The sequence below is a fragment of the Pseudomonas fulva NBRC 16637 = DSM 17717 genome, assembly GCF_000730565.1.
Classification (GTDB): domain Bacteria; phylum Pseudomonadota; class Gammaproteobacteria; order Pseudomonadales; family Pseudomonadaceae; genus Aquipseudomonas; species Aquipseudomonas fulva.
This window is the reverse complement of the sequence record NZ_BBIQ01000003.1, coordinates 219,020-233,174: the sequence shown is the minus strand read 5'-3', so window position 1 is coordinate 233,174 and position 14,155 is coordinate 219,020. Positions and strand designations below refer to the sequence as shown.

At 62.6% G+C, this 14,155-nt stretch carries 12 protein-coding genes; 10 read left to right on the top strand and 2 right to left on the bottom strand.

Features of this window, described 5'->3' with window-relative positions:
- Positions 1-124: 124 nt before the first annotated feature.
- Positions 125-736 carry a TetR/AcrR family transcriptional regulator gene (locus tag PFU01S_RS05370; protein WP_023535917.1) on the top strand — a complete coding sequence of 204 codons (612 nt, stop codon included), beginning with the start codon at positions 125-127 and terminating at the stop codon, positions 734-736.
- A gap of 81 nt (positions 737-817) precedes the next feature.
- On the opposite strand, the gene PFU01S_RS05365 is transcribed toward PFU01S_RS05370, so the two are convergent.
- Positions 818-1,258 (bottom strand): GlcG/HbpS family heme-binding protein, encoded by a 441-nt coding sequence (locus tag PFU01S_RS05365; RefSeq protein WP_023535891.1) that lies wholly within the window; start codon positions 1,256-1,258, stop codon positions 818-820.
- A 246-nt stretch (positions 1,259-1,504) separates the two neighbouring features.
- Between PFU01S_RS05365 and gcl the strand changes: the two genes are divergently transcribed.
- The 8 genes from gcl to PFU01S_RS05325 all read left to right on the top strand — a co-directional run bounded on the left by gcl (position 1,505) and on the right by PFU01S_RS05325 (position 11,075).
- Positions 1,505-3,280: a glyoxylate carboligase gene (gene gcl / locus PFU01S_RS05360; protein ID WP_027915992.1), complete on the top strand. Its 1,776-nt coding sequence runs from the start codon at positions 1,505-1,507 to the stop codon at positions 3,278-3,280.
- A gap of 49 nt (positions 3,281-3,329) precedes the next feature.
- The gene (gene hyi, locus PFU01S_RS05355; protein ID WP_028687970.1) at positions 3,330-4,112 is read left to right on the top strand and encodes a hydroxypyruvate isomerase; all 783 of its coding nucleotides are present in this window, start codon (positions 3,330-3,332) and stop codon (positions 4,110-4,112) included.
- A 43-nt stretch (positions 4,113-4,155) separates the two neighbouring features.
- Positions 4,156-5,049 carry a 2-hydroxy-3-oxopropionate reductase gene (locus PFU01S_RS05350; protein ID WP_027915990.1) on the top strand — a complete coding sequence of 298 codons (894 nt, stop codon included), beginning with the start codon at positions 4,156-4,158 and terminating at the stop codon, positions 5,047-5,049.
- 177 nt (positions 5,050-5,226) lie between these two features.
- Positions 5,227-6,501, top strand: a complete 1,275-nt coding sequence (locus tag PFU01S_RS05345) for a glycerate kinase type-2 family protein (protein ID WP_023535914.1) — start codon at positions 5,227-5,229, stop codon at positions 6,499-6,501.
- Entirely contained in the window at positions 6,498-7,913 is a 1,416-nt protein-coding gene (gene pyk, locus PFU01S_RS05340) for a pyruvate kinase (protein ID WP_028687971.1), read from the top strand. The genes PFU01S_RS05345 and pyk overlap by 4 nt, the downstream gene beginning before the upstream one ends.
- Before the next feature lie 210 nt (positions 7,914-8,123).
- Positions 8,124-8,999: an urea transporter gene (locus PFU01S_RS05335; protein WP_028687972.1), complete on the top strand. Its 876-nt coding sequence runs from the start codon at positions 8,124-8,126 to the stop codon at positions 8,997-8,999.
- A gap of 44 nt (positions 9,000-9,043) precedes the next feature.
- The gene (locus tag PFU01S_RS05330; RefSeq protein ID WP_028687973.1) at positions 9,044-9,868 is read left to right on the top strand and encodes an ion transporter; all 825 of its coding nucleotides are present in this window, start codon (positions 9,044-9,046) and stop codon (positions 9,866-9,868) included.
- Positions 9,869-10,076: 208 nt separating this feature from the next.
- Positions 10,077-11,075 (top strand): sulfate ABC transporter substrate-binding protein, encoded by a 999-nt coding sequence (locus tag PFU01S_RS05325; protein WP_027915986.1) that lies wholly within the window; start codon positions 10,077-10,079, stop codon positions 11,073-11,075.
- A 105-nt stretch (positions 11,076-11,180) separates the two neighbouring features.
- Here the strand turns inward: PFU01S_RS05325 and PFU01S_RS05320 are convergent, their stop codons facing one another.
- Positions 11,181-12,107 (bottom strand): class I SAM-dependent methyltransferase, encoded by a 927-nt coding sequence (locus PFU01S_RS05320; protein WP_027915985.1) that lies wholly within the window; start codon positions 12,105-12,107, stop codon positions 11,181-11,183.
- A gap of 501 nt (positions 12,108-12,608) precedes the next feature.
- On the opposite strand from PFU01S_RS05320, the gene PFU01S_RS05315 reads away from it, so the two are divergent.
- Positions 12,609-14,141 (top strand): NCS1 family nucleobase:cation symporter-1, encoded by a 1,533-nt coding sequence (locus PFU01S_RS05315; protein ID WP_028687974.1) that lies wholly within the window; start codon positions 12,609-12,611, stop codon positions 14,139-14,141.
- The last annotated feature ends 14 nt before the right edge of the window (positions 14,142-14,155 follow it).

The window sequence follows — 14,155 nt, the reverse complement described above, 5'->3', positions numbered from 1 at the left end:
GCCTACGCGCGCGACTGGATGCAAAGGCCCTGCCCAAAGCCGCTGCCTTGAGCCGCCATTGGGCACGGTGCTACCATGCCGGCTGCCTCCTAGAGGTGGCCTGACACGAGGAAGATCCCTGACCATGAGCACCATTCGCGAGCGCAACAAGGAATTGATCCTGCGCGCGGCCAGCGAGGAATTCGCCGACAAGGGCTTCGCAGCCACCAAAACCAGCGATATCGCCGCCAAGGCCGGCCTGCCCAAGCCCAACGTCTACTACTACTTCAAATCCAAGGACAACCTGTACCGCGAGGTGCTGGAAAGCATCATCGCGCCGATCATGCAGGCCTCCACCCCATTCAACGCCGAGGGCGATCCTCGCGAGGTACTGAGCGCGTACATTCGCTCCAAGATCCGGATCTCCCGCGATCTGCCCCATGCTTCGAAAGTATTTGCCAGCGAAATCATGCACGGCGCACCGCACTTGTCGCCCAGCCAGGTGGAACAGCTCAACGAACAGGCGCGGCACAACATCGAGTGCATCCAGCAGTGGATAGACCGCGGCCAGATTGCCCACGTCGATGCGCATCACCTGATGTTCAGCATCTGGGCGGCGACCCAGACATACGCCGATTTCGACTGGCAGATCTCGGCGGTGACCGGCAAGGCCAAGCTGGCCGACAGCGACTACGACGCTGCGGCCGAAACCATCATCCGCATGGTGCTCAAAGGCTGCGAACCCGAGCCGGCCTGAGCAGCACCACCTTGCCGTTCGCCCTGAATGTGCCCACCTGCGCCGCAGGTTGGGGCATTGAGCAAAGACAGTTGATGCGGGTCAGGCCACCGCGCCCGCATCGGCGCGCAGCCCCAGCGCCTCGATGGCACTGATCGCGCACTGCTCGTCGATATCCGATGTATCCCCGCTGATCCCCACCGCACCTAGCACCCGCCCATCCTGATCACGCACCAGCACGCCGCCTGGCGCCGGCACGACCGGACGTTCGCCCAATCCGTTGAGCGCGGCGAAGAAAGCCGGCCGTTGCTGCGCATCCAGCGCCAGCAGACGCGAGCCCTTGCCCAGCGCTATCGCCCCCCAGGCCTTGCCCGTTGCGACCTCGGGTCGGATAAGGCTCGCCCCGTCTTCACGCTGCAAGGCAAGCAAGTGCCCACCGGCATCGAGCACCGCCACCGTCAGCGGCGCCGCCTGGATGGTCCGCCCAGCAGCCAATGCGGCGTTTACCAGGCTCAGCGCCAGGTTCAGGTTCAAAGCATTCATGGGAAGGTCCTCTTTTTATTGTGAGAAGCCCTGAGGGCAGTTGAAAACCGATACAGCAATAGAACACAACCGAAAATATTTTTGTATACAATATTTAGATCCAATCGTATTCGATAGCGCAATCACCCTATTTCACGGCCGCATCGACTTACCCGATCAAAACCCATTGACCTGATCACCTGACCGTGAATACACTGCATCGCAACACAGGTTGTATACAATTACAAAATCGATGAGGCACAAATCATGAGCAAAATGAGAGCAATCGATGCAGCCGTACTGGTCATGCGCCGTGAAGGTGTCGTGACTGCGTTCGGCATCCCAGGGGCTGCCATCAACCCGTTGTACTCGGCCCTGAAGAAAGTGGGTGGCATCGATCACGTCCTCGCTCGCCACGTCGAAGGCGCCTCGCACATGGCAGAGGGCTATACCCGTGCCAACCCGGGCAACATCGGCGTTTGCATTGGCACCTCCGGCCCAGCTGGCACGGACATGGTCACCGGCCTTTACAGCGCCAGCGCCGACTCCATCCCGATCCTGTGCATCACTGGCCAGGCGCCGCGCGCCCGCCTGCACAAGGAAGACTTCCAGGCCGTGGACATCACCAGCATCGTCAAGCCCGTCACCAAGTGGGCAACCACCGTGCTGGAGCCTGGCCAGGTGCCGTACGCGTTCCAGAAAGCGTTCTTCGAGATGCGCAGCGGCCGCCCCGGCCCGGTACTGATCGACCTGCCATTCGACGTGCAGATGGCTGAAATCGAATTCGACATTGATGCCTACGAGCCATTGCCCGTGCACAAGCCGTCGGCCACGCGCGTCCAGGCCGAAAAAGCCCTGGCCATGCTCAACGAAGCCGAGCGGCCCTTGCTCGTTGCAGGCGGCGGCATCATCAACGCCGACGCCAGCGACAAACTGGTCGAATTCGCCGAACTGACCGGTGTGCCGGTGATCCCGACCCTAATGGGTTGGGGCACCATCCCCGATGACCACCCGCTGATGGTCGGGATGGTCGGCCTGCAAACCTCTCATCGCTATGGCAACGCCACCCTGCTCAAGTCCGACCTGGTGCTGGGCATCGGCAACCGCTGGGCCAACCGCCACACCGGTTCCGTGGACGTGTACACCGAAGGCCGGAAATTCGTGCATGTGGACATCGAGCCGACCCAGATTGGCCGCGTGTTCACCCCGGACCTGGGCATCGTGTCCGATGCCGGCAAGGCTCTGGATGTGTTCCTGGAAGTGGCCAGGGAATGGCAAGCCGCCGGGAAACTCAAGTGCCGGCAGGCCTGGCTTGAAGACTGCCAGCAGCGCAAGGCCAGCCTGCAGCGCAAGACCCATTTCGACAACGTACCGGTCAAGCCTCAGCGTGTGTATCAGGAGATGAACCAGGTGTTCGGCAAGGACACCTGCTATGTCAGCACCATCGGGCTGTCGCAGATCGCCGGTGCGCAGTTCCTGCACGTGTACAAGCCACGGCACTGGATCAACTGCGGCCAGGCCGGCCCGCTCGGCTGGACCATTCCTGCAGCACTGGGCGTGGTCAAGGCCGACCCCAAGCGTCAGGTCGTGGCCTTGTCTGGCGACTATGACTTCCAGTTCATGATCGAGGAGCTGGCCGTCGGGGCGCAGTTCAACCTGCCCTACGTCCACGTGCTGGTGAACAACGCCTATCTGGGGCTGATTCGCCAGGCTCAGCGTGGTTTCGACATGGACTACTGTGTACAACTGGCATTCGAGAACATCAACGCCACCGACGCTGCCAGCTATGGCGTCGATCACGTAGCCGTGGTCGAAGGCTTGGGCTGCAAGGCCCTGCGGGTATTCGAGCCGGCCGACATCGCCCCTGCCCTGCTCAAGGCACGGCAAATGGCCGAGCAGTTCCGCGTGCCGGTCGTGGTCGAGATCATTCTTGAACGCGTCACCAACATTTCCATGGGCACCGAGATCAACGCGGTCAACGAATTCGAAGACCTCGCCCTGGTCGGCAACGACGCGCCGACCGCCATCTCGCTGCTGGACTGATCGCCTGACGCCCCGGCTGGTCCGGGGCTCTCAACGCAAGGAGACAACCATGCCTCGCTTCGCTGCCAACCTGTCCATGCTGTTCACCGAGCAGGACTTCCTGGCCCGCTTCAAGGCCGCCGCCGACGCCGGTTTCAGTGGTGTCGAATACCTGTTCCCCTACGATTTCAGCGCTGACGAAATCCAGGCGCAGCTCAAGGCCCATGGCCTGACCCAGGTGCTGTTCAATCTTCCCGCAGGTGACTGGTCCAAGGGTGAGCGTGGCATCACCTGCCACCCCGACCGCGTCGAAGAATTCCGTGCAGGTGTCGACAAGGCCATCGAGTACGCCAAGGTACTGGGCAACACCCAGGTCAACGCCCTGGCTGGGATTCGTCCAGACGGCCCGGACTGCGCCACCGTGCGCAAGACCTTCGTGGAAAACCTGCGCTATGCCGCCGACAAGCTGCAGGCCGCCGGGATTCGTCTGGTCATGGAAATGATCAATACCCGCGACATCCCAGGCTTTTACCTCAACACCACCGAGCAGGCGCTGGCCATCCAGGCCGAGGTGGGCAGCGACAACCTGTTCCTGCAGTACGACATCTACCACATGCAGATCATGGAAGGTGACCTGGCGCGCACGCTGGAAGCCAACCTCACGCTGATCAACCACGTGCAGCTGGCCGACAACCCTGGCCGCCATGAACCGGGCACGGGCGAGATCAACTACCGCTTCCTGTTCGAGCACCTGGACCGCATCGGCTACCAGGGCTGGGTGGGGGCTGAGTACAAGCCACTGACCACCACCGAAGCGGGCCTCGGCTGGCTGAAATCACACAACGCGATCTGAGCCCCACCGGGAACGCGAACAACGATAAAAGAGGTAATTTCTCATGGCTAAAATCGGTTTCATCGGCACCGGCATCATGGGCAAGCCCATGGCCCAGAACCTGCAAAAAGCAGGGCACAGCCTGTTCGTCTCCACCCACCACGATGCGGCTCCAGCCGACCTGATCGCCGACGGCGCCGTGGCCCTGGCCAACCCCAAGGAAGTAGCCCAGGAAGCCGAGTTCATCATCGTCATGGTCCCGGACACCCCACAAGTCGACAGTGTGCTGTTCGGGGAAAACGGCGTCGCCCAGGGCGTGGGACCGAACAAGGTGGTGATCGACATGAGTTCGATTTCCCCGACCGCCACCAAAGCCTTTGCGCAGAAGATCAACGCCACCGGCGCTACCTACCTGGACGCTCCGGTATCCGGGGGTGAAGTGGGTGCCAAGGCCGCGACCCTGAGCATCATGGTCGGCGGTTGCCCGAACGCCTTCGAGCGCGCCCTGCCACTGTTCCAGAGCATGGGCAAGAACATCACCCTGGTAGGCGGTAATGGTGACGGTCAGACGGCGAAAGTGGCCAACCAGATCATCGTCGCCCTGAACATCCAGGCCGTCAGCGAGGCGCTGCTGTTTGCCGCCAAGAACGGCGCAGACCCGGCCAAGGTGCGCGAAGCACTGATGGGCGGTTTCGCCTCGTCGAAAATTCTGGAAGTGCACGCCGAGCGCATGATCAAAGGCACCTTCGACCCAGGTTTTCGCATCAGCCTGCACCAGAAGGACCTCAACCTGGCCCTGCAGGGTGCCCGTGAGCTGGGCATCAACTTGCCCAACACGTCCAACGCGCAGCAGGTGTTCAACACCTGCGCGGCCCTGGGCGGCAGCAACTGGGACCACTCGGCGCTGATCAAGGGCCTGGAGCACATGGCCAACTTCTCGATCCGCGACGACCGCTGATCCGAGCGCCGGTCCTGCCTTGCAGCCCTGCTGCCGGTAAACCGGCACGCCTGTTACGCCTCTTGGCTGAACACAGCCAGGGGTGACCCCGAGCAACACCGCCCCTGGTTCGGCCTGCACGGAGGCTGTTCCAGGGGCGTTCTCGATTGTGCAGAACAACAATAAAGGGAGCCTGCCATGTCGGTCGATCCACAGAAACTGCTGCGTGAGCTATTCGACACAGCCATTGCCGCTGCCCACCCCAGCCACGTGCTCGAACCCTACCTGCCCGCCGACCGCAGTGGCCGGGTGATCGTCATCGGCGCAGGCAAGGCCGCCGCCGCCATGGCTGAGGTGGTCGAAAAGCACTGGCAAGGCGAGGTCAGCGGCCTGGTCGTGACCCGCTACGGCCACGGTGCCAACTGCCAACATATCGAAGTGGTCGAAGCCGCCCACCCGGTGCCGGATGCAGCCGGCCTGGCGGTTGCCAGGCGCGTGCTGGAGCTGGTCGGCAACCTCAGCGAGCAGGATCGGGTGATATTCCTGCTGTCCGGTGGCGGCTCTGCCTTGCTGGCGCTGCCCGCCGCCGACCTGACCCTGGCGGACAAGCAGCACATCAACAAGGCCCTGCTCAAATCCGGCGCCACCATCGGCGAGATGAACTGCGTGCGCAAGCACCTCTCGGCGATCAAGGGTGGGCGCCTGGCCAAGGCCTGCTGGCCGGCCACGGTCTACACCTATGCGATCTCGGACGTGCCGGGCGACCTGGCCACGGTCATCGCATCTGGCCCCACCGTGGCCGATCCGAGCACCTCGGCCCAGGCACTGGCGATCCTCAAACGCTACGCCATCGATGCCCCACAGGCCGTCATCGACTGGCTCAACGACCCGGCCTCCGAAACCCTCAAGGCGGGCGACCCAGCCCTGGCCCGCAGCCATTTCCAGCTGATCGCCAAGCCTCAGCAATCGCTGGAAGCTGCGGCAGTCAAGGCGCGCCAGGCAGGCTTCAGTCCGTTGATATTGGGCGACCTGGAGGGTGAGTCACGGGAAGTGGCCAAGGTGCACGCAGGCATTGCCCGGCAAATCGTCCAGCATGGCCAGCCGCTCAAGGCCCCCTGCGTGATTCTGTCCGGCGGTGAGACCACGGTCACCGTGCGCGGTAATGGGCGCGGCGGGCGCAACGCGGAATTTCTGCTCAGCCTCACCGAAAGCCTCAAGGGCCTGCCGGGCGTCTACGCACTGGCAGGCGATACCGACGGCATCGACGGCTCGGAAGAAAACGCCGGCGCTGTGATGACGCCCAGCAGCTACGCACGCGCCCAAGCCCTGGGCCTTTCTGCCAGCGACGAGCTGGACGACAACAACGGCTACGGCTACTTCGCCGCGCTCGATGCGCTGATCGTCACCGAACCCACGCGCACCAACGTCAACGACTTTCGCGCCATCCTGATTCTCGAGACCGACCCCTCATGACGCCTGACAAGAAAGTGAAAATCCTCGCCACCCTGGGCCCGGCTACCGGTGGCATCGACGATGTACGGCAACTGGTGGAAGCAGGCGTGAATATCTTTCGCCTGAACTTCAGCCATGGCGAGCACGCCGACCATGCGCTGCGCTATCAATGGATCCGCGAGGTGGAGCAGCAGCTCAACTACCCATTGGGCATCCTCATGGACCTTCAAGGGCCAAAACTGCGGGTGGGTCGTTTTGCCGAAGGCAAGGTGCACCTGCAACGTGGTCAAGCCTTGCGCCTGGACCTGGACAAGACGCCAGGCAACAGCAGCAGGGTCAACCTGCCTCACCCGGAGATCATCGCTGCGCTGGAACCTGGCATGGACCTGCTGCTGGACGACGGCAAGTTGCGGCTGCGCGTGACGGCCAAACACCGTGACGCCATCGTCACCGAGGTGCTGGCAGGTGGGGAGCTGTCCGACCGCAAGGGGGTGAATGTGCCTCAGGCGGTTCTGGACTTGTCGCCCCTGACCGAGAAGGACCGCCGCGACCTGGCCTTCGGCCTGGAGCTTGGCGTGGACTGGGTGGCGCTGTCGTTCGTGCAACGCCCCGAGGACATTGCCGAGGCACGCCAGCTGATCGGCGACCGCGCCTACTTGATGGCCAAGATCGAGAAACCGTCGGCGGTGGAGCAGCTGCAAGCGATCGCCGAGCAGGCCGACGCGATCATGGTGGCCCGGGGCGACCTGGGTGTGGAAGTGCCTGCCGAGAGCGTGCCGCAGATCCAGAAGCGCATCATCGGCACCTGCCGCCAGCTGGGCAAGCCCGTGGTAGTGGCCACGCAGATGCTCGAATCCATGCGCTTCTCCCCTGCTCCGACTCGTGCCGAAGTCACCGACGTGGCCAATGCCGTGGCGGAAGGTGCGGACGCTGTGATGTTGTCGGCGGAGACGGCCTCGGGCGATTACCCGCTCGAAGCCGTGCAGATGATGAGCAAGATCATCCGCCAGGTGGAGAACGGCCCGGACTACCAGGCCCAGCTCGACGTCGGCCGGCCGAAGGCAGAGGCCACCGTATCGGACGCCATCAGCTGCGCCATCCGCCGCATCAGCGGCATCTTGCCGGTGGCGGTGCTGGTCAACTACAGCGAGTCAGGCGCCTCGACCCTGCGTGCTTCGCGCGAGCGGCCACGGGCACCGATCCTCAACCTGACGCCGAACCCGAACACCGCTCGCCGCCTGAGCGTGGCCTGGGGCGTGCATTCGGTAGTGAATGACCGCCTACGCCAGGTAGACGAAGTGGTTTCCACTGCGCTGGAAATTGCCCAGGCCCAAGGCATGGCCAGCCGTGGCGACACGCTTCTGATCACTGCCGGTGTGCCTTTCGGCAAGCCAGGGTCGACCAACACGCTGCGGATCGAGACGTTGAACTGAGATTCCCGGGGGCGCTATGCGCCCCCGTCGCGGGTCAAGCCCGCTCCCACAGGAGGCGCGCCGCTCCATGGCACAGCGCAGAGCTTGTAGGAGCGGGCTTGACCCGCGAATGGAGGGCGCAGCCCTCCCCGAACACCGATGTACCGGACCTGCGGTAAATCGAGGCCCAAAGAGGCCCACCGCCCTCCCATCCACCTCACTGACTGCCCCATGTACACCAAAAATTTCGTAAACCCTTGCCCCGACTGGGCGACGGCGATACTCAACGGTTTCAGCCAGGTGCTACTGCTGCGCAACCCCCTGTGCGGCCTGTGCTGCCTGCTGGCCATCCTGCTGACCGCGCCCAACCTGGTCGGTGGCGCCCTGCTCGGCGCCTTGGCCGGCCTGCTCACCGCGCAGCGTCGCGGCTACGACCGTGCTGACCGCCAGGCCGGGCTGTACTGCTACAACAGCGTACTCATAGGCCTGCTGATCAGCGCTGTGCTGCCCTGGTCCGCCATTCTGCCGCCGCTGATCCTCGCTGCCGGCGGGCTGTCCAGCATCATCACCCACCAGTGGCGCAAACGCGGCGGCAAGCTGCTGACTGCCTACACGGCGCCGTTCGTGCTCCTGGGCTGGGGCACGTTGCTGTTCGTACAGACGGTCACCGTACCCGCGGTGGTCGAGGCCGACCTGGCGAGTGCCCTGGCAAGAGGGGTCGGGCAGATCTTCCTGCTCGATCAACCCCTGGCTGGGCTGCTGATCATCGTCGGCCTATTGATCGCCAACCCGTATGCCTGCTTCTGGGCGGTCATAGGCTCTGCCGCAGGTGCAGGCCTGGCACTGCTCGTGGGTGATACGCCGTCGGCATGGATGGGGCTTTATGGTTTCAACGCGGCCCTGGCAGCCCTGGCCTTCAGCCGTCAGGGGGAAAAACCCTGGGTCACGTTGTTGGCCATCGGCCTGGCACTGGCGTTACACCCGCTGTTGAGCAGGCTGCCATTCCCGGCGCTCACGGCGCCTTTCGTCGCCGCCTGCTGGCTCATCCACTTGGGCAGTCACCTGAAGCTTGGCAAACGCCAGACACCGGGGCGCTTGCATAGCTGAAAGGCACCCCATAGGCTCAGCCGACTTCATGATGGACAGAGCCAATGAACAAACCTGCAAGCCTGCGCGAGCGGCTTTACGTGATCGTCTTCCAGAGCGACACCGTGGCCGGAAGACGCTTCGACAAAACCCTGTTGCTGATCATCCTGGCGAGCCTGGTCACGGTCATTCTGGACAGCATCGATGAGGTGCATCGCGGCTACGGAGGCCTGCTGGCCGCGATCGAGTGGGGCTTCACCGCCATCTTCCTGTGCGAATACATCACGCGGCTGTACTGCTCGCCCCGGCCCTTGCGCTACGCCTTCAGCTTCTACGGCCTGGTCGACCTGCTGGCGATCGTGCCGGGCATCATCGCGCTGTACTACAGTGACGCGCAGTACCTGCTGATCGTGAGGGTCATCCGCATGTTGCGGATCTTCCGTGTACTCAAGCTCAGCCCGTACCTCAAGCAGGCCAATTACCTGCTCGATGCCCTGCGCGGCAGCAAGCAGAAGATCATCGTGTTCCTGGTCAGCGTATCAACGCTGGTCACCGTATTCGGCACTCTCATGTACGTGATCGAGGGCCCGGAGCATGGCTTCACGAGCATTCCCAAGGGGATCTACTGGGCCATCGTCACGCTGACCACGGTCGGGTTCGGCGACATCGTGCCCAGAACACCTTTGGGCCAGGTGCTGTCTTCGCTGGTGATGATCATCGGCTACTCGATCATCGCAGTGCCAACCGGGATCTTTACCGCCGAGCTCGCCAATGCCATGCGTGGCGAGCAACTGCAACACCCCTGCCCGACCTGCAGCAAGAAATCCCATGAAAGTGGAGCGGCGTTTTGTGCCCGGTGTGGAAATGCGTTGTTCCCCAAATCCGGTTGAGCGAGGCGCTCATGACGAGATCCGGAGGGCTCCCGCACCTTGGAGGGTGAGGGAGTCATTGAGTGGGCAAAGCCCGTGGACAACTGCCAACACCGCCCATCGGCCAGCACGCATAAGCAAAGACGCATTGATTCTTTAATACCTGAAGAACAAGACGCTATAGTCGCTGGCACATTGCCCCAACATTCATACCTATAAGGAATGCGTCGTGAAAAAGTTTTTCACCGTCTCGCTGGCCGCTGCCAGCCTGGCCTTCGGCACCCTGGCCCACGCTGCCCCGACCCTGCTGAACGTTTCCTACGACGTGATGCGTGATTTCTACAAGGACTACAACCCGGCCTTCCAGAAGCACTGGGAGGCCGAGCATAACGAGAAGGTCACTGTGCAGATGTCCTTCGGTGGCTCCAGCAAACAGGCGCGCGCGGTGATCGATGGCCTGCCGGCCGACGTGATCACCATGAACATGGCCACCGACATCAATGCCTTGGTCGACAACGGCAAATTGATCCCTGAAAACTGGGTCACGCGCCTGCCGAACAACAGTGCGCCGTTCACCTCTGCCACGGTGTTCATCGTGCGCAAGGGCAACCCCAAGGCATTGAAGGACTGGCCGGATCTGCTCAAGGACGGCGTACAGGTCATCGTACCCAACCCCAAGACCTCGGGTAACGGCCGCTACACCTACCTGTCGGCGTGGGGCTATGTGCTCAAGCAAGGCGGTGACGAGACCAAGGCGCGTGCGTTCGTCGGCAAGCTGTTCAAGCAGGCGCCAGTGCTGGACACCGGTGGTCGCGCCGCCACTACCACGTTCATGACCAACCAGATTGGCGATGTGCTGGTGACGTTCGAGAACGAAGCGGAAATGATTGCGCGCGAATTCGGTCGCGATCAGTTCGAGGTGGTCTATCCAAGCGTTTCAGCCGAAGCCGAGCCGCCGGTGAGCGTGGTCGATAAAGTGGTGGCCCGTAAAGGCACCCAAGCCGTGGCCGAGGAATACTTGAAGTACCTGTGGTCACCGGCCGCCCAGGAACTCGCCGCCCAGAACTACTTGCGTCCACGCGATGCGACCGTGTTGGCCAAGTACACCGACCGTTTCCCCAAGGTCGAATTCCTCTCGGTCGAGAAGACCTTTGGTGACTGGCGTACCGTGCAGAAAACGCATTTCAACGATGGGGGCGTGTTCGACCAGATCTATACCGGTCAGTGAAGCTGATGGGGCTAGGCCGGCAGTACAGCGGTCCGGGGCTTGAGCTTCGCAACACCCATGAAAGCCGGACGCGGCTGTGGTCCCCTGAATGACGGCCTGCCCCGATCAACCTAACCGAAACACCAACGCCTTCAACCCCCCAGCCGGATCCACATCCGGGAACTCCGGCGGGTTCTGCAGCCGTTCCACGAAGGCGAGGCCGGGCGCGTGCTCGGCCATGCCCTCGATCAAGAACTCAGGCCCTATGCCGGGGTCATTCACGCAGGCCAGAACCGTCCCACCTTCATTCAACAGCTCAGGCAAGCGGCGCAGGATCTTCGCGTAGTCCTGGGTCAACACGAAGCTACCGCGCTGGAAGGTGGGCGGATCGATGATGATCAGATCGTAAGGCCCGTATTTGCGCACCTTGCCCCATGACTTGAACAGCTCATGACCCAGGTAGGCCACACGGGACGGGTCATGCTGGTTGAGGCGATGGTTGTCGCGCCCTCGGGACAGTGCCGATTTCGCCATGTCCAGGTTCACCACCTGCTCGGCCCCACCTGCAATCGCCGCCACCGAAAAACCGCAGGTGTAGGCAAACAGGTTCAGCACGCGCTGCCCCTTGGCCTGGGCGCGCACCCACTGGCGACCATGACGCATGTCCAGGAACAGGCCATTGTTCTGACGTACTCCCAGGTCCAGCAGGTAGGTCAGCCCGTCCTCGATCACCTCACGTTGCTGACACGGCTCGCCCACCAGCCACTGACCGGGGCTGTCGGGCAGGTAACGGTGTTGCAGCAGGATCGCCTGGCCCGTCCACTGCTCAAGGTGCGACAGCCGCAACAGCATCGCCTCAAGCTCTGCCAATTGCCCCTCGGGGGGCTCACGGAACAAGGCGACCGACAACACGCCCTGAAGCCAGTCCACCGTGATCTGCTCAAGGCCGGGCCAGCAACGTCCTCGGCCGTGGAAAAGGCGACGGGTTTCTGCAGGGGCGGGGTTCAGGGCGGCAAGCAGATGCTGCTCGAGGGCGGCAATCGGAGAGGTCATGTCAGGTCACATCGGTAAGCGGAGGCGTATTTTACATGGCAAGGCCGCCCAGGTGCGCCACCTTGAATTGTCTATTTTTTGTACACACTAATGTCACCTTAAGTGCCATTTTTGTGTGCACTTGCACCGCCCATGCCCCGATGTGTTACATGAAGCGCTCACTTAATGCTGACCATCTGATCAACTAAGCCCATGAATTCAAACAATTATTGACTCAATGGTCAGCTTAAAACGCTGATTTTTCAGCTTGTTACTGAAATCTGCACGCTTCCTGAGTGGTCACTGTGGCGATCGCCTGCTCAAGCTGGCATGGAACTGGCTTCCCTGTGCTTGTGTTTTGTATACAAGTTTCACCGAACATAAATACACAAGAACCCGCGACGCCGATTGACCGTCGGCCGCCGCGCCCAGAACCCCGAGATGCCAACGCTGCACCGACGAGATGGCGAGCCCGTGCGCTGCCCGCTCATCGCAGTCAACGTGCATCAGGAGCCCGCCGGAATGAGTAGCAGCCTCAACCTTGCCCCTGAACTATCCGTCGACAGCACCCAGACCCAATCAACCCCGGCCGACACGGTGCCGGACATGGCACTGAGCCCCCGCCTGCACAACCGGGACCTGGCCCCCACCCGCATCGCCGGGCGCCGCTGGGGCCGTTACAGCATCTTCGCCCTGTGGACCAACGATGTGCACAACATCGCCAACTATTCATTCGCCATGGGCCTGTTCGCCCTGGGCCTGGGCGGCTGGCAGATATTGCTGTCGCTGGCCATTGGTGCCGCCCTGGTGTACTTCTTCATGAACCTGTCGGGCTACATGGGGCAGAAGACCGGCGTCCCCTTCCCGGTCATCAGCCGCATCGCCTTCGGCATCCACGGCGCGCAGATCCCGGCGCTGATCCGCGCAGTCATCGCCATCGCCTGGTTCGGTATCCAGACCTACCTGGCCTCGGTGGTCCTGCGCGTGCTGCTCAGCGCCGTCTGGCCGCAGATGGCAGCCTACGACCACGACAGCATCCTTGGCCTGTCCAGCCTGGGCTGGGCCTGTTTCGTGGCCATCTGGCTGGTGCAGTTGGTGATTCTCGCCTACGGCATGGAGATGGTCCGTCGCTACGAAGCTTTCGCAGGCCCTGTCATTCTGGTAACGGTTGCAGCGCTGGCGGTGTTCATGTACTTCAAGGCCGACACACGCATCGCCTGGTCGGTGGCAGAACCCCTGAGCGGTTACGAGATGTGGCGCAACATCTTTGCCGGCGGTGCCTTGTGGCTGGCCATCTATGGCACGCTGGTGCTCAATTTCTGTGATTTCGCCCGTTCCTCGCCGTGCCGCAAGACCATTCGCGTTGGCAATTTCTGGGGCCTGCCGGTGAACATCCTGGTGTTTGCCGTGATCACCGTCGTGCTGTGCGGCGCTCAGTTCAAGATCAACGGCCAGATCATCGACAGCCCAACGCAGATCGTCGCAGCCATTCCAAACACCACCTTCCTGGTGCTGGGCTGCCTGTCGTTCCTCATCGTCACGGTGGCGGTCAATATCATGGCCAACTTCGTGGCACCGGCCTTCGTGCTCAGCAACCTGGCACCGCGTCACCTCAATTTCCGTCGCGCGGGGCTGATCAGCGCCACGCTGGCGGTGCTCATCCTGCCGTGGAACCTGTACAACAGCCCCTTGGTGATCGTCTACTTCCTGTCCGGCCTGGGTGCATTGCTGGGCCCGCTGTACGGGGTGATCATGTCCGACTACTGGCTGCTGCGCAAAGGCTGCATCAACGTCCCGCAGCTCTACAGCGAAGACCCCGCCGGCGCGTATCACTACACCAAGGGCATCAACCTGCGCGCGGTCGCGGCGTTCGTGCCGGCGGCCCTGTTGGCCATCGTGCTGGCCCTGGTACCCAACTTCCACAGCGTCGCGCCCTTCTCGTGGCTGATCGGGGCTGGCATCGCCGCCGCCCTGTACCTGTTGATCGCGCCGCGCAACCGTCATTACCACGACGTCAGCGGCGAATGCATCGCCGTCGACCACAGCAGCCACTGAACAAGGAGGACTGC